This window comes from Streptomyces sp. NPDC049887, from assembly GCF_040656535.1.
In the GTDB taxonomy this organism is placed as follows: domain Bacteria; phylum Actinomycetota; class Actinomycetes; order Streptomycetales; family Streptomycetaceae; genus Streptomyces.
On sequence record NZ_JBFAMM010000007.1, the window covers coordinates 1 to 19,674 of the forward strand.

Genomic DNA, 19,674 nt, shown 5'->3' on the forward strand with positions numbered 1-19,674 from the left:
GGGCCCGCCCCCCGCGCCCGGGCGCGCTCCGGCCCGCGCACCGCGCCCGGGCGCGCTCCGGCCCGCCCACCGCGCCCGGGGTCCGGTCCCACCCGGTGAGGCGCGGGGCCGGCCCGCCCGGGTCGGCCCGCGTCGGGCGCTTCCGCCTCGTGCGCGCGCCGGCCTTCAGCCGCGCAGCTCCGCCGCGCACTCGTGGAGTACGTCGAGCGTCCGCAGCAGCAGGCCGGGGCCGAAGGTGACGCGGGTGGCTCCCAGACCCCCCAGGGCGGGGACGCTCGGGCCGCCGGGGGACTTCAGCGCGTTGATCGGGCCCGCGACCTCCCGGCGCAGCCGCGCCAGGGCGTCCGCCGGAGCGGCGATCGGATAGACGCAGTCCGCTCCCGCCGCCACGTACAGCCGGGCCCGCTCGATCGCGGCCCCGGGGCCGGGCACCCCGCGCAGGAAGGTGTCGACGCGCGCGTTGACGAAGAGCGCGTCGCCCGCCTCCGCCCGGACCTCCGCCAGCCGGTCCGCCTGCCGCCGCGGGTCCACGAGCGTCCCGCCCGGCCCGGAGTCCTCCAGATTGATCCCAACGGCGCCGGTCTCCAGGACGCGCGCCACGAGTTCCCGGGCCGGCAGGCCGTACCCCGCCTCCACGTCCGCGGAGACGGGGACGTCCACGGCCCGGACGATCCGGGCGATCGCCGCGAACATCTCGTCCGGCGGCGTCCGCCCGTCCTCGTACCCGAGTGACGCGGCCACGGCCGCGCTCGGCGTGGCCAGTGCGGGGAAGCCGGCGTCGGCGAGGACGCGTGCGCCGGCCGCGTCCCACGGTCCGGGCAGCACCAGGGGGTCCTCGGGCGCCCGCCCGTGGTGCAGGTCGCGGAAGTCCTCCACGGACATCGCGGCCCTCAGCGCTTGTACTGCCCGGGCGTGTAGTGGCCGGGCGCCATCCGCGTCGTCACGGCGAAGCGGTTCCACGTGTTGATCACTGCGATCGCCGCGATCAGCTGCGCCAGCTCCGCCTCCTCGAAGTGCTTCGCGGCCCTCTCGTACACCTCGTCCGGGACGAACCCGTCCGTCAGGACCGTCACGGCGTCCGTCAGCTCGATCGCCGCGACCTCCCGGGCCGTGTAGAAGTGCCGAGACTCCTCCCAGGCGCTCAGCTGGATGATCCGGTCCACGGACTCGCCCGCCGCGAGGGCGTCCTTGGTGTGCATGTCGAGGCAGAAGGCACAGTGGTTGAGCTGGGAGGCGCGGATCTTCACCAGCTCCAGCAGCTTGGGGTCGACCCCCTGCCGGGCGGCCGCGTCCAGCCTGACCATGGCCTTGTACACCGCGGGGGCGTGCTCGGCCCACTGCATGCGCGGGCTGTGCTCGTGGTTGAAGTCGTTTTCGATCTCAGGCATGTGATCGACGGTACGCGGAACTTGGCGCATCGCTATGGTCCATTTCCATGACGAACGACTGGGCCACTTTTCGCTCCGGAGCCGGCGCCGACCTCCATGTCGAGCTGCGCGGCACCGGCCTGCGGACCGGGCTGATGGACGCCCTGCGGGAAGCCGCTCGCAGCGGCAGGCTCGCCCCCGGAACCCGCCTGCCGTCCTCGCGGACGCTCGCCGCCGATCTCGGCATCGCCCGCAACACCGTCGCCGACGCCTACGCGGAACTCGTCGCCGAGGGATGGCTCACCGCCCGGCAGGGCTCGGGCACGAGGGTGGCCCGGCGCGCCGCCCCGAGCAGGCCGGCACCGCCGCCGCGCCCCGGCCCGGCGCGCGGCCGCCCCACGTACAGCCTGATGCCCGGATCGCCGGACCTGGCGTCGTTCCCCCGTGCCGAGTGGCTGAGGGCGGCCCGCCGCGCGATCACGGCCGCCCCGCACGAGGCCTTCGGCTACGGCGATCCACGCGGCCGGGTGGAGCTGCGCACCGCCCTCGCCGACTACCTGGCGCGGGCCCGTGGCGTGTACGCCGACCCGGAGCGCATCGTCATCTGCTCGGGATACGTCCACGGACTGATGCTGCTCGGGTCGGTGCTGCGGGCCGGCGCGCCGTCGGCCGGCCTCAGGGGCCGGGTGAGGGAGGTGGCGGTCGAGGCGTACGGGCTCGACATCCACTGGAGGCGGCTGACCGACGCCGGCCTGCGGCTGTCCCCCCTGCGCTTCGACGAGCGCGGCACCCGCACCGCCGATCTCGCCTCCTCCAGGGGAGCGGGAGCGGTGCTGCTGACGCCCGGCCACCAGTTCCCGATGGGGGTCGCGCTGCCTCCGGACCGGCGCACCGCCGTGGTCGACTGGGCGAACGGAACGGGCGGCCTGATCCTGGAGGACGACTACGACGGGGAGTTCCGGTACGACCGCCAGCCCGTCGGCGCCCTCCAGGGACTGGACCCCGAGCGGGTCGTGTACCTCGGTACGGCGAGCAAGTCCCTGGCTCCGGGGCTGCGGCTGGCGTGGATGGTCCTTCCGGAGGCGCTGGTGGGTGAGGTGGCCGCCGCGAAGGGGGTGTCGGACTGGTCCTCGGGCTCGCCGGACCAGCTGACCCTGGCCGAGTTCATCTCCTCCGGTGCCTACGACCGCCATGTGCGGGCCATGCGGCTGCGCTACCGCCGCCGCCGCGACCAGCTCGTCGACGCGCTCGCGGAACGCGCGCCGGGCATCCGGGTGAGCGGCATCGCGGCCGGCATGCACGCGGTGCTGGAACTCCCGCCGGGTACCGAAGGCGCGATCGTCCAGGCCGCCGCCTGGCAGGGCCTCGCCGTGGTGGGGCTCGGCCGCTTCCGTCACCCGTCCGCCCCACCGGGTCCGGACGCTCTCGTCGTCGGCTACGGCACCCCGGCGGACAGTGCGTGGTCGGGGGCGCTGGACGCGTTGTGCCGGGTGCTTCCCTGACGCCCTCTCAGGCGCACCGCCCGGGCCCGACCGCCCCGGACCGGTCGGACCGCCGGCGCACCGGGAGCGCACGACGGCCCGGTGGAGCTCCTGACCGCCTGATCCCGACGGGCGTCCCGACACCCCTCGTGCACGGCCGGGTGCGGGCCTCCGCGCCGTCCGGGACCGGGTCAGCCGCGGTCGCCGGGCCGGGCCCCGGAGGGGCCGGACGGCGTCACCGCGGCCGGGATCTCGCCGAAGCGGGCCAGCGCCAGCGCGCCGGCCACGGATACGGCGAAGCCCAGGACCGCGAGCCAGGCGAGGCCCTCGCGGGTGCGGTCACCCAGCCAGACCACCCCCACGGCTGCCGGGACGACGGTCTCCGCGAGGACCATCCCGGCGGTGGCCGTGGTGACGGAGCCGTGGGCGAACGCCGAAGTGAGCAGCAGGAACGCCGCCGCGCCACCGAGCAGCAGCGCATACAGCGCCGGATCGGCCGGCGAGGGCCGCTCCAGCAACCGGACCGCCACTTCCGGTACCCCGAAGCCCAGACCCGCGCACACCCCCAGTACCGGCGCACGCGAACGGCCGGGCAGCCGGCCGGCGGCGGCGCCGCACAGCAGCACGCCGGCCCCGGCGCCGAGCAGTGCCCATCCCAGCCACGGTGGTGCGGGCGCCCTGCCCTCCGGCCCCGAGGCGAGCCCCAGCATCGCGAGCCCCGCGCAGACCGCGACGACCGCCGTCCACTCCGTCCGGCTCAGCCGTGCCGCCAGCACACGCGTGGCCAGTACCGCGGTTACGGCCAGACTCGCCGCCAGCGCCGCGCCGACCGCGTAGATGGGGATCAGCAGCAGTGCCACGACCTGCAGCGCGAAGCCCGCCCCGTCGAGCCCGAGTCCGAGGAGGTAGCGCCACCGGCGCACCGCGCGCACGAACAGTGCGACATCCACCCCCGCGTGGGACGCCCCCTCGTCCTGGCCGGCGGCCGCCCGGGCCGCCGCGGCCTGGAGGACGGTGGCCGTGCCGTAGCAGACCGACGCACCCAGGGCGCAGAGCATTCCAAAGATCACAAAACGACTCTAGACGTGGAGGGTTCGCGGACCCGGTTACGGACTTCCGAAGCCGCCCTCTAGTCTGTCCGGCGGCCGGTCGTCCGGCTGGAAACGTCCGAACGCCGAGGGGGAGGCCCGGAGGATGGCACGTCGCAGGCTGAGGTCGAGCACGGTGGTGCTGGGCGGTATGGGAGTGCTCGCGACGGCGATCACGTCGTGCGGTTCGGAGCCCGACAAGCGCTGCGTCGACCCCGTCACCCGCGAGGTGCTGCCGAGTTACGAGTGCGACGACAGGACCAGCGGAAGCGGCACCTACTACTACGGCGGCAGCAAGTCCGGCGGCAGGGTGTCGGGCGGCAGCTTCGACAAGGCCGCGGTGGAGCGCGGCGGCTTCGGCTGCTCCGGCTCCGGCGGCGGCTGAGGGGCCCGGCGGCATGGAGCGGCACACCGTCGAACCCCGCCCCGGCTGGCAGCGGATCGTCGAGGAGCAGGGGCTCGTCTACCCCCTCACCCGCTACCCGGACGGTTCACTGCGGCCGTACTGGGACGAGAGCGCCTACTACGCGTTCTCGCTGGCGGAGGTCGAGGCGCTGGAGGAGGTCGTCGAGGAACTGCACGCCATGTGTCTCACCGCGGCGGCCCACATCGTGGAGCACGACCGCTTCGCGGACCTCGGCATCACCGACCCCCGACTTGCTCGCCTCGTCGCCGAGTCCTGGCAGCGGCGCGCCGAACTCCCCTCCCTGTACGGAAGGTTCGACCTTCGCTACGACGGCTCCGGGCCGGCCAAGATGCTGGAGTACAACGCCGACACCCCCACGTCACTGGTGGAGGCGGCCGGCCCCCAGTGGTTCTGGATGGAGGACCGCTTCCCGGATGCCGACCAGTGGAACTCGCTGCACGAGCGCCTGGTCGACGCCTGGAGGCGGCAGGCCCCGCTGCTGCCGCCCGGACCGCTGCACTTCGTGCACTCCGACGGCGACGAACTGGGCGAGGACCTGATGACGGTCGCGTATCTGCGCGAGACCGCCCAGCAGGCCGGGCTGACCACCGAGGCGCTGTCCGTGGAGCAGATCGGCTGGGACCGGCTGTCGGGCCGTTTCGTGGACGACCGGCTCCGCTTCATCCGCAGCTGCTTCAAGCTCTACCCCTGGGAGTGGCTGACGACGGACCGCTTCGGCCCGCACGTCCTGGACACCCTGGACAACGGCGGCGGCACCGGCAGCACCTGCTGGATCGAACCCGCCTGGAAGATGCTGCTCTCCAACAAGGCGCTGCTCGCGGTCCTGTGGGAGCTCCACCCCGGGCATCCGAACCTGCTGCCCGCCTATCTCGACGGCCCGCGCGAACTCGCCGCCGGCACCGGCTGGGTCGCCAAACCGCTCCTGGGCCGTGAGGGCTCGGGCATCACGGTCCACGAGCCGGGAACGGCGCCCGAAGTGCGCGACGAGCCCTGCTGCTACCAGCAGTTGGCCCCGCTCCCCGATCTGACGGCACCCGAGGGCGACGGCTCCGGCGGCGGGAACCGCGTGGTGCTCGGCGCCTGGGTCGTCGAGAACGAGGCGGCCGGACTCGGCATCCGCGAGTCCGCCGGGCTGGTCACGGACGAGTACGCGCGCTTCCTGCCGCATGTGATCCTCTGACCGCCCGAGGCACCGGCCGGGAGGAACTCTCCGGCCGGCGGAAGCGGCCGCCCGGACGGAATCCCCCGACGGGCGGAGCCGTCCGGTCCGTGGGCGAGGGCGCCGCCCGAACGCGGCGGTGGTCCGGGGCCGGCAGGGCCCGGGTCCACCGCCCGTCGCTCACGTCCCGGTCAGGCCACGCCGCCTCCCGGACTGCGCTCCGGCGCCCCGCTCACTCGCCCGCCAGCACCGCGCGCAGCTGGTCGAGGCCCCAGTCCAGGTCCTCCTTGCTGATCACGAGCGGCGGCGCGATCCGGATCGTCGAGCCGTGTGTGTCCTTGACCAGGACACCGCGGTCCATGAGTTTCTCGGAGACCTCCCGGCCCGTGCCGTGCGAGGGAGCGATGTCGACACCGGCCCACAGCCCGCGCCCGCGCACCGCCTCCACCGCGCCGCCCCCCACCAGCAGCCCGAGTTCATGGTGCAGATGGTCGCCCAGCTCGCTCGCCCGCTGCTGGAACTCGCCGGTGCGCAGCATCGTGACCACCTCGAGCGCCACCGCGCAGGCCAGCGGATTGCCGCCGAAGGTGGAGCCGTGCTCGCCCGGCCGGTAGACCCCGAGGACCTCGGAGGAGGACACCACCGCCGACACGGGGACGACACCGCCCCCGAGGGCCTTGCCGAGGACGTACATGTCGGGGACGACACCCTCGTGTTCGCAGGCGAACGTCCGTCCGGTGCGCCCCAGACCGGACTGGATCTCGTCGGCGATGAACAGGACGTTGCGCTCGCGGGTCAGCTCCCGTACACCGGCGAGATAGCCGGCCGGCGGCACCAGCACCCCGGCCTCGCCCTGGATCGGCTCCAGCAGCACCGCCACCGTGTTCGCGCTGCACGCGGCCTGCAGGGCGGTGAGGTCGCCGTACGGCACGATCTCGAAGCCCGGTGTGTACGGACCGAAGTCCGACCGGGCCTCCGCGTCCGTGGAGAAGCTGATGATCGTCGTCGTACGGCCGTGGAAGTTGTTCGCCGCGACGACGATCTTCGCCTGGCCGGGCGGGACCCCCTTGACCCTGTACCCCCACTTGCGGGCCGTCTTCACGGCGGTCTCGACCGCTTCCGCCCCGGTGTTCATGGGCAGCACCATCTCCATGCCGCACAGCTCGGCGAGCTGGGTGCAGAAGTCGGCGAACCGGTCGTGGTGGAACGCCCGCGAGGTCAGCGTCACCCGCTCCAGCTGGGCCTTGGCGGCGTCGATCAGGCGCCGGTTGCCATGGCCGAAGTTGAGCGCCGAGTACCCGGCGAGCATGTCGAGGAAGCGGCGCCCCTCGACGTCCGTCATCCACGCACCGTCCGCCGTCGCGACCACGACGGGCAGCGGGTGGTAGTTGTGGGCGCTGTGCGCCTCCGCGGAGGCGATGGCTCTCTCCGTTGCAGACACGGGGTCTCCGTTCGTACTGCGGCGTGGGTCCACTGCGGCGTGGGTCGCCCGATCGGACCGGGGCCGGGCTGCGTGCCCCCTTTCTATCGTCGCTCGCCCATCGGATGAAGAAACATCGGGCTTCCGGTGCGGTCCGCCGGAGACCTTCCCGTTTCCCCGCCGTTCGCGCACCCGTGGCCGTGCCCCGGGGCCACCACCAGTAGGGTGGACGGTACGCACGGCGACTGGCGTACGCGGAACGAACCGCGGGGGAGCCGTGTGCGGCAGAACCTGCGAGGTGCCGCCCGCCTGGGCACCCCGGACGCACCCGCCATCTGCCCGGAGGACGCCATGCCCGTTCCCGCCACGCCCGCCCGCCATCCCGCGCTCACCGCCGCCGATCCCGAACTGGCCGCGCTCGTGGGCGCCGAGGAACGGCTGCAGGCCGACACCCTGCGGCTCATCCCCAGCGAGAACTACGTCTCCCGGGCGGTGCTGGAGGCATCCGGGACCGTCCTGCAGAACAAGTACAGCGAGGGCTACCCGGGGCGCCGGTACTACGAGGGCCAGCAGAACATCGACCGGGTCGAGCGGCTCGCCGTCGCCCGCGCGAGGTCCCTCTTCGGCGTCGAGCACGCCAACGTCCAGCCCTACTCCGGCTCCCCGGCCAATCTGGCCGTGTACCTCGCCTTCGCCGAGCCGGGCGACACCGTGATGGGCATGGCCCTCCCCATGGGCGGCCACCTCACCCACGGCTGGGGCGTGTCGGCCACCGGCACGTGGTTCCGGGGCGTCCAGTACGGCGTCCGGCGGGACACCGGCCGCATCGACCTCGACGAGGTGCGTGAACTCGCCCTCGAGGAACGGCCGAAGGTCATCTTCTGCGGCGGCACCGCCCTGCCGCGCACCATCGACTTCGCCGCTTTCGGTGAGATCGCCCGCGAGGCGGGCGCAGTCCTCGTCGCCGATGTCGCGCACATCGCCGGCCTGATCGCCGGTGGCGCCCATCCCTCGCCGGTCCCGCACGCCGACGTGATCTCCACGACCACCCACAAGACGCTGCGCGGCCCGCGGGGCGCCATGCTGATGTCCCGCGAGGAGCACGCCAAGGCCATCGACAAGGCCGTCTTCCCCGGCCTCCAGGGCGGTCCGCACAACCAGACCACCGCCGCCATCGCCGTGGCTCTGCACGAGGCGGCCCAGCCCTCCTTCCGCGACTACGCCCACGCCGTCGTCGCCAACGCCGGGGCGCTGGCCGAGGCCCTGGCCGCCCGTGGCTTCGAACTGGTCTCCGGCGGCACCGACAACCATCTGGTGCTGGTGGACCTCACGTCCAAGGACGTCCCGGGGAAGGTCGCGGCACAGGCCCTGGACCGGGCGGGGATCGTGGTCAACTACAACACCGTCCCCTACGACCCGCGGAAGCCCTTCGACCCCTCCGGCATCCGCATCGGAACACCCTCCCTGACGTCCCGCGGCCTCACCGCGGAGCACATGCCGGCCGTCGCGGACTGGATCGACCGCGGGGTGGCCGCCGTCCGCAAGGGCGACGAGGACGCCCTGGCCTCGATCCGGGCCGAGGTCCGCGATCTGATGTCGGCCTTCCCGGCGCCCGGCCTGCCGGCCTGACCCGACGACTGCCCCCGCGTCCCCGGCGATCCCGTCCCGCACCTCCTCCGCCGCGTCCGCTCCTGTACGTCCGTTCCCCGCGTGGTCGGGAGTGTGCGGCCGGTGCGGCCGTCCCAGGGCCGGCCGGACGGCGCGGTGGTGCACGCGGTCCGGCCCCGCCGCGTCCGGATGCCGTTCCGGCTACCCCACGCCCCGGCCCCGTCCATGGGCCGTTCCTCGTCCACGGGCCGTCCCCGTCCTCGTCCACGGGCCGTCCGGCCCGATCCGGTCGGGGGCGGCCCCGTCCGGTACCTGGCGCCCGGCAGCCGGGCTTCCCGGCGGGCGAGCTCACCCGTCCGCGGGGCCGACCGCACTGTGTTCCTCGTCTCACCGCCCCCGATCCGCGGCAGCCACGGCCGACGGGCCGCGCCGTCCCGGAGCCGACCCGGTGGCTGCCACGCCCCCGGGAGGGCGGACGGCGCCGCGTCGGAGCCGGCGCCGCAGGCCACCGCCGTGCGCGGCGCCGCCGCTGCCCGAGTGCACCCGGGCCCGCATTCGCCTCGGGCTTCCCGGAACGTGCTCGCGCGACCACCGCCGCCGAGTCGACGGGGCCGGAGCGCGGCCCTCTCCGGGGTCCCCTCCCGCATGCCCGCACCCCTGACGCACCGCGCGCCGCCGATCGGTTCCCGACCTGTCGGCGCCACCTGAGAGAATGCTGGACATGGCCTCTGAACGTCCTCGTGTGCTCTCGGGAATCCAGCCCACCGCCGGCTCGTTCCACCTCGGCAACTATCTCGGCGCGGTCCGTCAGTGGGTCGCCCTGCAGGAGACCCACGACGCCTTCTACATGGTCGTCGACCTGCACGCGATCACGGTCCCGCAGGACCCGGCCGAGCTGCGCGCCAACACCCGACTGGCCGCCGCCCAGCTGCTCGCCGCGGGACTCGACCCGGAGCGCTGCACGCTGTTCGTCCAGAGCCATGTGCCCGAGCACGCCCAGCTCGGCTGGGTCATGAACTGCCTCACCGGCTTCGGCGAGGCATCGCGCATGACGCAGTTCAAGGACAAGTCCGCCAAGCAGGGCACCGACCGGGCCACCGTCGGACTCTTCACGTACCCGATCCTGCAGGTCGCCGACATCCTGCTGTACCAGGCGGACCAGGTGCCGGTCGGTGAGGACCAGCGGCAGCACATCGAACTCACCCGCGATCTCGCCGAGCGTTTCAACGGCCGTTTCGGCCGGACCTTCACGCTCCCCGAGCCGTACATCCTCAAGGAGACGGCGAAGATCTACGACCTGCAGGACCCGCAGATCAAGATGAGCAAGTCGGCGTCCACCCCCAAGGGCCTGATCAATCTGCTGGACGAGCCGAAGGCGACCGCGAAGAAGGTCAAGAGCGCCGTCACCGACACCGACACGGTGATCCGCTTCGACCCGGCCGAGAAGCCCGGCGTGAGCAACCTGCTCACGATCCAGTCCACCCTCACCGGCACGAGCGTCGCGGAGCTGGAGCGGAGGTACGAGGGCAAGGGCTACGGCGCGCTCAAGACCGACCTCGCCGAGGTCATGGTCGACTTCGTCACCCCGTTCAGGGCGCGCACCCAGGAGTTCCTGGACGACCCGGAGACGCTCGACTCGCTGCTGGCCAAGGGCGCGGAGAAGGCCCGCGCGGTGGCCGCGGAGACCCTCGCGCAGACGTACGACCGGGTGGGATTCCTGCCCGCCAAGCACTGAGGACGGCGGTTCCGCCGGGCACCGGGCCAAGTGCCCTGGCGGGACCACGGCCGCAGGCGTCACACTGGCCTGCGCAGACCACCCAGAACCCGGATGAGGAGAACGACGTGGGGACCGTAACGCTCGGCGTTTCGATCGCGGTCCCGGAGCCCTACGGCAGCCTGCTCCAGGAGCGGCGCGCCGGCTTCGGGGATCCCGCCGCGCACGGCATCCCCACGCACGTGACCCTGCTTCCGCCCACCGAGGCCGACGAATCGGTCCTTCCCGAGGTCGAAGCTCATCTGACGAGGGTCGCGGCGGCCGGCCGGGCGTTCCCCATGCGGCTGTCCGGCACGGGCACGTTCCGTCCGCTGTCACCCGTGGTGTTCGTCAAGGTGGTCGAGGGCGCGGCGGCCTGCACCCGGCTCCAGCAGCGGGTGCGGGACGACTCGGGACCGCTCGTGCGCGAGTTGCAGTGGCCTTACCACCCGCACGTGACGATCGCCCACGGCATCGCCGAGGAGGCGATGGACCGGGCGTACGAGGAACTCGCCGGTTACGAGGCCGCGTGGACCTGCACCTCCTTCGCCCTCTACGAGCAGGGCGCGGACGGCGTGTGGCGGAAGCTGCGCGAGTACGCGTTCGGCGGCGGCTCCGTGCCGGGCGTCCCGCCGCAGAGCGCCCCGGTCGACGCACCGACCCCGACGCACCGCTGATCCGGTGCCGGGACGCACCACTGCTCCCCCGGGGCGTGTTCCCGTGACCGCGGGGGCGGCCCGGTTCACGGCACAGCGGGCGGAGCGGACGGCCCCGGCCGCGGCGGGCCGGGCCTCCCCGTGGGACCGCGGACCGCTCAGACCGGGAGACGGCGGAACAGCGGCCGGGGGACGTGCCGCAGCGCCGACATCACCACCCGCAGCACCCCCGGGACCCACACGGTCTCGGAGCGCCGCCGCAGTCCCCTCTCGATGGCCTGCGCCACCTGGTCGGGAGTCGTGGCCAGGGGCGCCTCCGCCAGCCCCGCCGTCATCCTCGACCGTACGAAGCCGGGCCTGACGACCATCACGTGCACGCCCGTGCCGTGCAGGGCGTCGCCGAGCCCCTGGGCGAAGGTGTCCAGCCCCGCCTTGCTTGAGCCGTAGATGAAGTTGGCCCGCCGGGCCCGCTCGCCCGCCACCGACGACAGCACGACGAGCGAGCCGTGCCCCTGCGCCTGCAGTGCGCCGGCACAGATCAGCCCGGAGGACACCGCTCCGGTGTAGTTGGTCTGGGCGACGCGGACCGCGTCGAGCGGCCGGGCCTCGTCGTGGGCCTGGTCGCCCAGCACGCCGAACGCGAGCAGCACCATGTCGATGTCGCCCTCGGCGAAGACCTTGCCGAGGGCCTCCTCGTGCCCGGTGGGGTCCAGGGCGTCGAAGACCACGGTGCGTACGTCGGCGCCGAGTTCACGCAGTCCGTCGGCGGCGGAGTCCAGCGCGGGGGAGGGGCGGCCGGCCAGCCAGACCGTGCGGGTTCGGCGGGCCACCAGCCGCCGCGCGGTGGCCAGGCCGATCTCCGACGTGCCGCCGAGGACGAGCAGGGTCTGGGGGGTGCCGAAGGCGTCCTTCATGGTGCGTGCTCCTTGCGTCACATGGGTGCTGGGCCGGCCGAGGTCACAGGGACAGCCGGCGGGACAGGTCGGACACGAACACCCCGCGCGGGTCGAGCCGTGCGCGCAGCGCCCGGAAACGGTCGATGCCCGGGTACATCACCGACAGCAACTCCGGTCGCAACCGGGAGTCCTTGGCCAGATAGACCCGTCCGCCGCAGTCGGCCACCACCTGGTCGAGCCCGTCCAGGAACGGGCCGAGGCCCGGCAGCCCGGCCGGTACGTCCAGGGCGAGCGTCCAGCCGGGCATCGGGAACGACAGCCAGCCCGGGTCGCCCTCGCCGAACCTCTTCAGCACGGCGAGGAACGACGGGCACCCGTGCCGGGCGACGCGCCGCACGATCTCGCGCAGCGCCTCCTCCTGCCCGTGGCCGACCACGAACTGGTACTGCACGAAGCCGCTCCGGCCGTAGACGCGGTTCCAGTGCGGAACACCGTCGAGCGGATGGAAGAAGCCGGGGATGCTCTGCAGCTGCCCGCGGCGTAGGCGCGGGGCGCGGCGGTACCAGAGCTCGTTGAACAGGGACACGGAGGCGCGGCCGAGCAGCCCTTCCGGGAGGAGGGCGGGCGCTGGGGGGAACTGCCGGGGGCGGAACTCCAGCGGCCGGCGCCGAGCGCGCGCCGGGAGCGCGTCCAGCGGCGCGTGCTCCCCGCGGGTGAGAACCGCGCGGCCCGTCGCCGCCCCGCGCGCGAGCAGGTCGATCCATGCGACCGAATAGCGGTAGCGGTCGTCGTGGGCGGTCAGACGGGCCATCAGGTCGTCGAGGTCGCCGGCGCGCTCGGTGTCCACCGACATCAGCGACGTCTCGACGGGGTGCAGCCGGATCGTGGCGGAGAGGACGACGCCGGTCAGGCCCATGCCGCCGGCCGTCGCGTCGAAGAGCTCCGTGCCGGGGATCACCGTGCGCACCTCGCCGTCCGCGGTCAGCAGTTCGAGCGAGAGCACATGGCGGGAGAAGGACCCGGACACATGGTGGTTCTTGCCGTGGATGTCCGCGCCGATGGCGCCGCCGACCGTGACGTAGCGGGTCCCGGGCGTGACCGGTACGAACCAGCCGAGCGGCAGCAGCACCTCCATCAGTCGGTGGAGGCTGACCCCTGCGTCGCAGACGACGACCCCGCCCTCGGCGTCGATCGTGCGGACGCGGTCCAGGCCGGTCATGTCGAGGACGGCCCCGCCCGCGTTCTGCGCCGCGTCGCCGTAGGCCCGGCCCAGCCCGCGGGCGATGGTGCCGCGGTTGCCGCATCGGTGCACGGCCGCCACGGCCTCCTCGTGCGTGCGGGGGCGGACCAGCAGCGCCGCGGTGGGTGCGGTACGTCCCCATCCGGTCACCGGCACCGGCAGATAGTCCTCCCGGCCGTAAGGGGCCGCGGGCGCGGTCGGGGCGGCGTGCTCGGCAGGGGTGACGGGGACGCACTCGGCAGACATGCGCGCGACGGTATCGCCCATTACAGACGATTTGCCATCAATGTCCCTGACTCGCCGAAACGGGTGATTAACCGGGTGTCACAAAATATGACCGCAAAATTCGGCCCCATGTTGAGAAGAGTCGTTCCCGGTGCATCGAAAGGGGCGGCAGATGCGAGACACCGAAGGCACACCCCGGCCGGAACGGAGGGGCCCGCATGACCCGCGCGATCCGATCGACCCGCGGGACACGCACGATCCGCAGGTCCGGCGGCCCGGGCGCGGGCAGGAGCCGATCGGCTGGACCGCCGCCGAGCGGCGGCTGCTGGCCGTGCTGCGCGGCTGCGGCGACGGGCCCCGGATCGCGGCGGCGGCCCGCGCGCTCTCGCACGGCGGTGAGCACGCCGCTCTCTGGCTGGCGGGCGGCCTGGTCTGTGCGGCGGCCGACCGCGAGCGGCGCGACGGCTGGCTGCGGGGCACCGCGCTGATCGCCGCCGCCCATCTGACCAGCATGGGCGTCAAGCGCGTGGTGCGGCGCCCCCGGCCCGTGCTGCCCACGGCCGAACCCCTCGTACGCACCGCGGGGCGGCACTCCTTCCCCAGTTCGCACGCCACCTCGGCGGCGGCCGCCGCCGTGGCCTTCGGGGTGCTGCGTCCGGCCGGCCGTGTGCTGGTCCCGCCGCTCGCCGCGGCCATGTGCCTGTCCCGCCTGGTCGCCGGGGTCCACTACCCCACCGACGTGGCCGCGGGGGCGCTGCTCGGAGGGTTGCTCGCACACGGAGGCACGGTCTGGCTGCGGGCCGCGGGAGGGTGCCGGCCCGGCGGGGGACGCCGTGTCTGAGCGCAGCACCGCACTGCTGGAGCAGCCGGGAGAGCCGGGACGACCGCCGCTGCCGTCCGGCGGGGGCGGCCGCGGACGGCGACGTCCGCTGAGCCTGCCGATCGGCCTGGTCAGGACCGCCAGACCACGCCAGTGGATCAAGAACGTGCTCGTCGGGGCGGCGCCCGCCGCGGCCGGGGAACTGGTGTCCCGGCAGACCGCCGGCCAACTCGGTCTCGTCTTCCTGCTGTTCACGGCCGCCGCCTCCGCCGTCTACCTGATCAACGACGCCCTGGACGCGGAGGCCGACCGAGCGCACCCCGTGAAGTGCCGGCGCCCGGTGGCCCGCGGGGACGTGCCGGTGCCCGTCGCCTACGGCGCCGGGGCGCTGCTCGCCGTCGCCTCGACCACGGCGGCGGCCGTCCTGTGCAACACCATGACGGCCGCGCTGCTGACGGCGTACGTGGTGATGCAGATCGCCTACTGCGTCCGGCTCAAGCACGTCCTCGTCGTCGATCTCGCCATCGTCACCACCGGGTTCCTGATGCGCGCCGTGGTCGGCGGGGTGGCGCTGTCCATTCCGCTGTCCCGCTGGTTCCTGATCACCACCGGCTTCGGTGCGTTGTTCATGGTGGCCGCCAAGCGCTACTCGGAGGCCGTCGAGATGCAGGGCACCGCCGGTGCGACCCGGGCCCTGCTCACCTCGTACACGACCGGCTACCTCCGCTTCGTGTGGCAGCTCGCGGCCGGTGTGGCGGTCCTCGGCTACTGCCTCTGGGCGCTGGAGGGCGGCGGGAGCGCCGACGGCTCCCTGCTGCCGTGGCGCCAGCTCTCGATGATCGCGTTCATCCTGGCGGTGCTGCGGTACGCGGTCTTCGCCGACCGGGGGGCCGCGGGCGCACCCGAGGACGTCGTGCTGCGCGACCGGCCGCTCGCCGTCATCGGACTGGGCTGGCTGGCGATCTACGGAATGGCGGTCACGGGCCTGTGACCGAGCCGCTGCACCGGCCGCACCTCCTCCACCCGCTCCCCCGCCCCCGCGCCCGGAAGGGCGGGCCGGACGGGCGGGAACTCGTCTCGTTCCTGTTCGTCGGATGCTGCGCCTACGCCGTCGACCTGGTGCTCTTCCTGGTGCTCCGCGGCCGGTTCGGCTGGGAGCCGCTGACGGCCAAGGCCCTGTCCTTCCTCGCCGGCTCCACCGTCGCCTACCTGGGCAACGCGCTCGGCACCTACGGCGGGCGCGGGCGGGCCCGGCGGGTCGCCTGGCGCGACTTCGCCGCCTTCTTCGGGGTCAACACGGCCGGCGCCGTCGTCCAACTGCTCTGCCTCGCCGTCTCCCACCACGTCCTCGGCCTCACCTCGGCCCGTGCCGACACCGTGGCAGGTCTGGGCGTGGGCATGCTCCTCGCGACCTGTCTGCGCTTCTGGGGGACGCGGACGCTCGTCTTCGGATCAACGGAGCCGTTCGGGGGAAGGCGTAGGCCATGGACTGGCTGACCCGGCTTCCCGTCATCGGACCGCTCGTGCAGCGGCTGATGCGGACGCACGCATGGCGCTCGTACGAGAAGCTCGACGAGGCGCGCTGGACCCGGCTGGCCGCGGCGATCACCTTCATCAGCTTCCTCGCGCTGTTCCCGCTGATCACCGTCGCCGCCGCGATCGGTGCCGCGCTCGTGGGCAAGGAGCGGCTGAAGTCCCTGCAGGACAAGCTGACCGAGCAGGTGCCGGGCATCTCGGACCAGCTGGACCTCGGCGCGCTGGTGGACAACGCCGGCACCGTCGGACTGATCGCCGGTGCGCTGCTGCTGCTCACCGGCATCGGCTGGGTCGGCTCGATGCGGGAGTGCCTGCGGGTCGTCTGGGGCCTCGACGACAAGGAGGAAGGCAACCCGCTGGTCCGCAAGGGCAAGGACGCGGTGGTCCTGCTCGGCCTCGGCGCCGTGGTGCTGGCCTCGTTCGCCGCGTCGGCGCTCGGGTCCAGCGCCGTCGGCTGGACGGCGGACCAGATGGGCATCGACCGCGACGGGGCGGGAGGCGTGCTGCTGCAGACCGCCGCCCTCGCCGTCGCGGTCGTCGCCGACTTCCTGATGCTGCTCTACGTCCTGACACTGCTGCCCGGAGTCCACCCCCCGCGCCGCCGGCTGATCGTGGCGGCGCTGATCGGGGCGATCGGCTTCGAGCTGCTGAAGCTGCTGCTCAGCGGCTACATCTCCGGTGTGGCGGCGAACTCGATGTACGGCGCGTTCGGTGTGCCCGTCGCCCTGCTGCTGTGGATCAACTTCACGGCCAAGCTGCTGCTCTACTGCGCCGCCTGGACGGCGACGGGCAGTGGCTCCGGGGCGGCGGAGCCCGTCAGCGGCGAGGCAGACGACGGGCCAGATCGGGCAGCGGCCAGCGCCGGTTGACCAGGAACCCGCCGACCGCGAGCAGCACCAGTGCGACGATGGCGACCGAGACGGCGATGCCCGCACCGGTGGACTCGCCGTGGGCGGCGGCGGACGCCTCGTCCGGGCCGCGCTGGTTCTGACCGCCCTCATCGCCGGTCGGCGCCGGTTCGCCGGACTCGCCCGACGCGTCCGTGTCCGCCGACCTCGGCGGCACCAGCTCGCCGACCGGCTCCACCTTCCCGGCCGCCGCGAAGCCCCAGTCGAGCAGCCGGGCGGTCTCCTTGTAGACCGCGTGGCCCTCCTTCGACGACGGGTTCATCACCGTGACCAGCAGCACCTTGCCGTTGCGTTCCGCCACCCCGGTGAAGGTGGATCCGGCGAGCGTGGTGGTGCCGTTCTTCACCCCCGCGATGCCCTGGTACGGGGCGACGCCGAAGTCACCGGTCAGCAGCCGGTTGGTGTTCTGGATCTGGAACGACTCGCGCTTCTTGCCCGGCTTCTGCTCGCCCGGGAACTGGGCGCGGGGGGTCGCGCAGTACTCCCGGAAGTCCTTCTTCTGCAGACCGCTCCGGGCGATCAGGGTCAGGTCGTACGCGCTCGACACCTGGCCCTTCTCGTCGTATCCGTCCGGCGTGACGACACGGGTGTCGAGGGCCTGCAGTTCCTCCGCGTGCTCCTGCATCTCCTGCACGGTCCGGGGGATGCCGCCGTTCATCTCGGACAGCACGTGGACCGCGTCGTTCCCCGAGCGGAGGAACACCCCGAGCCACAGGTCGTGGACGGAGTAGGTCTGGTTCTCCTTGATGCCCACCAGGCTGCTGCCCACGCCGACGCCGTCGAGCTCCTCCCGGGTGACCGTGTGCTTCTGGTCCTTGGACAGCTTGGGCAGCACCGTGTCCGCGAACAGCATCTTCAGCGTGGAGGCGGGGGGCAGGCGCCAGTGCGCGTTGTGCGCGGCCAGCACCTCGCCGCTCTCGGCATCCGCGACGATCCAGGACCGGCCCGTCACTTCCTTGGGGAGGACGGGTGCGCCCGCCGCGAGCCTGACCTGGGTGCCGGGCCTGCCGAGTTGCGCGCCGCCGACGGTGGACATCACCGACGGCGGGTTGGGGGCCTTCTCGTCCCGGGTGCCGGCCTTGGCGGCGGCGGTCGCGGGTGCGGCGGTGAGCGCGGGCAGCAGCGCGGCGACGGCGACTGTCAGTGCGGTTTTCCTCAAGGCAGACACGGACGAGAACGTACATGGAGTCGACGACGGCTCCGACACCGGCCGGGTGACCCGCCGCGAGCTCCGCCGGTACAGCCCAGCCGGGCCGGATGCGGATGCCAGGGCTCCGGTTTCCGCGGGCGGGGAACCGGCTCCCGCCTGCACCGGACCCCGCCGCTCCGGCGCAGGCGACTGCGGCGATACTGAGTCCATGAAGCTCAGTCGCCCCGTCTCCTGGTTCCTGCTCGCGTTCGGGGTGTGGAGCTGGGTCATCTGGGTCACTTTCGTCAAGAACCTGTGGCAGGACGCGAGCGGCCTCGCCTTCGACGACGCCGGTGACCCGACTGCGTACTTCTGGGTCCATCTGCTGCTCGCCGTCACGTCCCTGCTCCTGGGGACGGCCGTCGGGGTCATCGGGTTGCGTGGCGTACGCGCATTGCGCCGCGACCGCGAATAGGGGAACGGTGCCGTGCTGGTCGTCCTGCTTGTGATCGCTGCCGTCGTCACCGTGCTGGTGACGGTGCACTGGTACGTCTGGCGGCGCCTGATCCGCGACACGACGGCCGGGCCCGGCGCGGCCCGCCGTACGGGCACGGCGGCCGTGATCGTGCTGCCGCTGCTCACCGTCGGCGCGTTCGTCTCCAGCCGGGCGGACGCGCCCTTCTGGCTTCAGCAGACCTTCGCGTGGCCGGGCTACCTCTGGCTCGCCGCGCTGCTGTACCTGACGCTCGCCCTGGTCGCGGGCGAGGCCGTCCGCCCCCTCCTGCGCCGTGCCCTGGCCCGCCGTGCGGCGGGCCGCGCACCCGGGACCCCGCCGGCCGGGGTGACGGACACGCCCCCGCCCGCCGGGGCGTCCGCGAACCCGGCAGCTTCGGGCGCGGCCCGCCGTCCGGCCGGGGGCGCCCCGCCGTCCGGCCTCGCGACGGCCGCGGACCCGGCCCCGCCCGACGCCGGCCCGGGAACGGCGACCGCGGTCGCCGCAGCGGCCGAGGACATGCCGGTCGGAACCGACCGCACCGACGGCCGTCCGGCACCCGGCGCACCCGAGGCGCCGCCGGCCGGCCCACCGGAGGCCGATCTGCCCGCGGCCGGTGTGTCGCGCAGGCTGTTCGTGGCGCGGATCGTCGGTGGGGCTGCCGTCGCCGCGGCCGCGGGCACCGTCGGCCACGGGACGTACGGCGTTCTGCGCGGGCCGAGCGTCAAGCGCGTCACGGTGCCGCTCGCGAAGCTCGCGCGGGGCGCGCACGGCTACCGGATCGCGGTCGTGAGCGACATCCACCTCGGGCCGGTCCTGGGCCGCGCCCACACCCTGCGGATCGTGGACGCGATCAACGCCACGCAGCCCGATCTCGTCGCCGTCGTCGGGGACCTGGTCGACGGCAGCGTCGCCGACCTCGGAAGCGCCGCCGAACCCCTCGCCGGGCTCCGCGCGCGCGACGGCTCGTTCTTCGTCACCGGAAACCACGAGTACTTCTCCGGCGCCGACGCCTGGGTCGACCACGTGCGCGAGCTCGGACTGACCCCGCTGCGCAACGACCGCGTCGAGATCGCCGGTTTCGACCTCGCCGGGGTCGACGACGTGGCGGGGGAACGCGAGGGCCAGGGCCCGGACTTCGCACGGGCGCTGGGCGACCGCGACCGCAGCCGTGCCGCCGTGCTCCTCGCCCACCAGCCGGTCGTCATCCACGAGGCCGTGCGCCACGGAGTGGACCTCCAGCTCTCCGGCCACACCCACGGCGGCCAGCTCTGGCCCGCCAACTACATCGCGGACCTGGCCAATCCGACCCTGGCGGGTCTGGAGCGGTACGGCGACACCCAGCTCTACGTCTCGCGCGGGGCCGGGGCCTGGGGACCTCCGGTGAGGGTCGGCGCCCCCTCCGACATCACCGTGGTGGAGCTCGCCTCCCGCGAAACCTGACGGTCACCGGGACTCGTGCCGCTGT

19 protein-coding genes and 1 riboswitch are annotated in these 19,674 nt (G+C 73.6%); of the genes, 12 read left to right on the top strand and 7 right to left on the bottom strand.

Annotated elements, in window-relative coordinates:
• Nucleotides 1-165: 165 nt before the first annotated feature.
• Nucleotides 166-882, bottom strand: coding sequence for an isocitrate lyase/phosphoenolpyruvate mutase family protein (locus AB0J10_RS10685; RefSeq protein WP_363059990.1), 717 nt, complete (start codon nucleotides 880-882; stop codon nucleotides 166-168).
• An 8-nt stretch (nucleotides 883-890) separates the two neighbouring features.
• Nucleotides 891-1,388, bottom strand: a complete 498-nt coding sequence (locus AB0J10_RS10690) for a carboxymuconolactone decarboxylase family protein (RefSeq protein ID WP_363059992.1) — start codon at nucleotides 1,386-1,388, stop codon at nucleotides 891-893.
• Nucleotides 1,389-1,435: 47 nt separating this feature from the next.
• On the opposite strand from AB0J10_RS10690, the gene AB0J10_RS10695 reads away from it, so the two are divergent.
• The gene (locus tag AB0J10_RS10695; RefSeq protein ID WP_363059994.1) at nucleotides 1,436-2,869 is read left to right on the top strand and encodes a PLP-dependent aminotransferase family protein; all 1,434 of its coding nucleotides are present in this window, start codon (nucleotides 1,436-1,438) and stop codon (nucleotides 2,867-2,869) included.
• A gap of 170 nt (nucleotides 2,870-3,039) precedes the next feature.
• Here AB0J10_RS10695 and AB0J10_RS10700 read toward each other — a convergent pair whose 3' ends face one another.
• A complete protein-coding gene (locus AB0J10_RS10700; protein ID WP_363060493.1) occupies nucleotides 3,040-3,906 on the bottom strand; it encodes a hypothetical protein in 867 nt (288 codons plus the stop codon).
• A 136-nt stretch (nucleotides 3,907-4,042) separates the two neighbouring features.
• On the opposite strand from AB0J10_RS10700, the gene AB0J10_RS10705 reads away from it, so the two are divergent.
• Nucleotides 4,043-4,321: a hypothetical protein gene (locus tag AB0J10_RS10705; protein ID WP_363059996.1), complete on the top strand. Its 279-nt coding sequence runs from the start codon at nucleotides 4,043-4,045 to the stop codon at nucleotides 4,319-4,321.
• 13 nt (nucleotides 4,322-4,334) lie between these two features.
• Nucleotides 4,335-5,543, top strand: a complete 1,209-nt coding sequence (locus AB0J10_RS10710; RefSeq protein WP_363059998.1) for a glutathionylspermidine synthase family protein — start codon at nucleotides 4,335-4,337, stop codon at nucleotides 5,541-5,543.
• A gap of 211 nt (nucleotides 5,544-5,754) precedes the next feature.
• Here the strand turns inward: AB0J10_RS10710 and rocD are convergent, their stop codons facing one another.
• Nucleotides 5,755-6,963 (bottom strand): ornithine--oxo-acid transaminase, encoded by a 1,209-nt coding sequence (gene rocD / locus AB0J10_RS10715; RefSeq protein WP_363060000.1) that lies wholly within the window; start codon nucleotides 6,961-6,963, stop codon nucleotides 5,755-5,757.
• Between the two features lie 210 nt (nucleotides 6,964-7,173).
• A riboswitch (ZMP/ZTP riboswitch) is annotated at nucleotides 7,174-7,264 on the top strand.
• A 29-nt stretch (nucleotides 7,265-7,293) separates the two neighbouring features.
• On the opposite strand from rocD, the gene glyA reads away from it, so the two are divergent.
• The 3 genes from glyA to AB0J10_RS10730 all read left to right on the top strand — a co-directional run bounded on the left by glyA (nucleotide 7,294) and on the right by AB0J10_RS10730 (nucleotide 10,980).
• A complete protein-coding gene (gene glyA, locus AB0J10_RS10720; protein WP_363060495.1) occupies nucleotides 7,294-8,571 on the top strand; it encodes a serine hydroxymethyltransferase in 1,278 nt (425 codons plus the stop codon).
• 700 nt (nucleotides 8,572-9,271) lie between these two features.
• A complete protein-coding gene (gene trpS / locus AB0J10_RS10725; protein ID WP_363060002.1) occupies nucleotides 9,272-10,285 on the top strand; it encodes a tryptophan--tRNA ligase in 1,014 nt (337 codons plus the stop codon).
• 107 nt (nucleotides 10,286-10,392) lie between these two features.
• Nucleotides 10,393-10,980, top strand: a complete 588-nt coding sequence (locus tag AB0J10_RS10730) for a 2'-5' RNA ligase family protein (RefSeq protein ID WP_363060004.1) — start codon at nucleotides 10,393-10,395, stop codon at nucleotides 10,978-10,980.
• 137 nt (nucleotides 10,981-11,117) lie between these two features.
• Here the strand turns inward: AB0J10_RS10730 and AB0J10_RS10735 are convergent, their stop codons facing one another.
• Nucleotides 11,118-11,873, bottom strand: coding sequence for a decaprenylphospho-beta-D-erythro-pentofuranosid-2-ulose 2-reductase (locus tag AB0J10_RS10735; RefSeq protein WP_363060006.1), 756 nt, complete (start codon nucleotides 11,871-11,873; stop codon nucleotides 11,118-11,120).
• A gap of 43 nt (nucleotides 11,874-11,916) precedes the next feature.
• A complete protein-coding gene (locus AB0J10_RS10740; RefSeq protein WP_363060008.1) occupies nucleotides 11,917-13,341 on the bottom strand; it encodes an FAD-binding oxidoreductase in 1,425 nt (474 codons plus the stop codon).
• A 151-nt stretch (nucleotides 13,342-13,492) separates the two neighbouring features.
• Here AB0J10_RS10740 and AB0J10_RS10745 point away from each other — a divergent pair, with 151 nt between their 5' ends.
• The 4 genes from AB0J10_RS10745 (at nucleotide 13,493) to AB0J10_RS10760 (ending at nucleotide 16,545) form a co-directional block, all read left to right on the top strand.
• Nucleotides 13,493-14,161 carry a phosphatase PAP2 family protein gene (locus AB0J10_RS10745; RefSeq protein ID WP_363060010.1) on the top strand — a complete coding sequence of 223 codons (669 nt, stop codon included), beginning with the start codon at nucleotides 13,493-13,495 and terminating at the stop codon, nucleotides 14,159-14,161.
• Nucleotides 14,154-15,131 carry a decaprenyl-phosphate phosphoribosyltransferase gene (locus AB0J10_RS10750; protein WP_363060012.1) on the top strand — a complete coding sequence of 326 codons (978 nt, stop codon included), beginning with the start codon at nucleotides 14,154-14,156 and terminating at the stop codon, nucleotides 15,129-15,131. Before AB0J10_RS10745 ends, AB0J10_RS10750 begins: the two co-directional genes overlap by 8 nt.
• 92 nt (nucleotides 15,132-15,223) lie before the next feature.
• Nucleotides 15,224-15,637 (top strand): GtrA family protein, encoded by a 414-nt coding sequence (locus AB0J10_RS10755; RefSeq protein WP_363060497.1) that lies wholly within the window; start codon nucleotides 15,224-15,226, stop codon nucleotides 15,635-15,637.
• Nucleotides 15,625-16,545, top strand: coding sequence for a YihY/virulence factor BrkB family protein (locus AB0J10_RS10760; protein WP_363060014.1), 921 nt, complete (start codon nucleotides 15,625-15,627; stop codon nucleotides 16,543-16,545). The genes AB0J10_RS10755 and AB0J10_RS10760 overlap by 13 nt, the downstream gene beginning before the upstream one ends.
• Here the strand turns inward: AB0J10_RS10760 and AB0J10_RS10765 are convergent.
• Entirely contained in the window at nucleotides 16,493-17,752 is a 1,260-nt protein-coding gene (locus tag AB0J10_RS10765) for a D-alanyl-D-alanine carboxypeptidase (RefSeq protein ID WP_363060016.1), read from the bottom strand. The genes AB0J10_RS10760 and AB0J10_RS10765 overlap by 53 nt on opposite strands.
• A gap of 190 nt (nucleotides 17,753-17,942) precedes the next feature.
• On the opposite strand from AB0J10_RS10765, the gene AB0J10_RS10770 reads away from it, so the two are divergent.
• Nucleotides 17,943-18,188: an SCO4848 family membrane protein gene (locus AB0J10_RS10770; protein ID WP_269728788.1), complete on the top strand. Its 246-nt coding sequence runs from the start codon at nucleotides 17,943-17,945 to the stop codon at nucleotides 18,186-18,188.
• Between the two features lie 12 nt (nucleotides 18,189-18,200).
• Entirely contained in the window at nucleotides 18,201-19,649 is a 1,449-nt protein-coding gene (locus tag AB0J10_RS10775; RefSeq protein WP_363060018.1) for a metallophosphoesterase, read from the top strand.
• Nucleotides 19,650-19,674 lie beyond the last annotated feature (25 nt).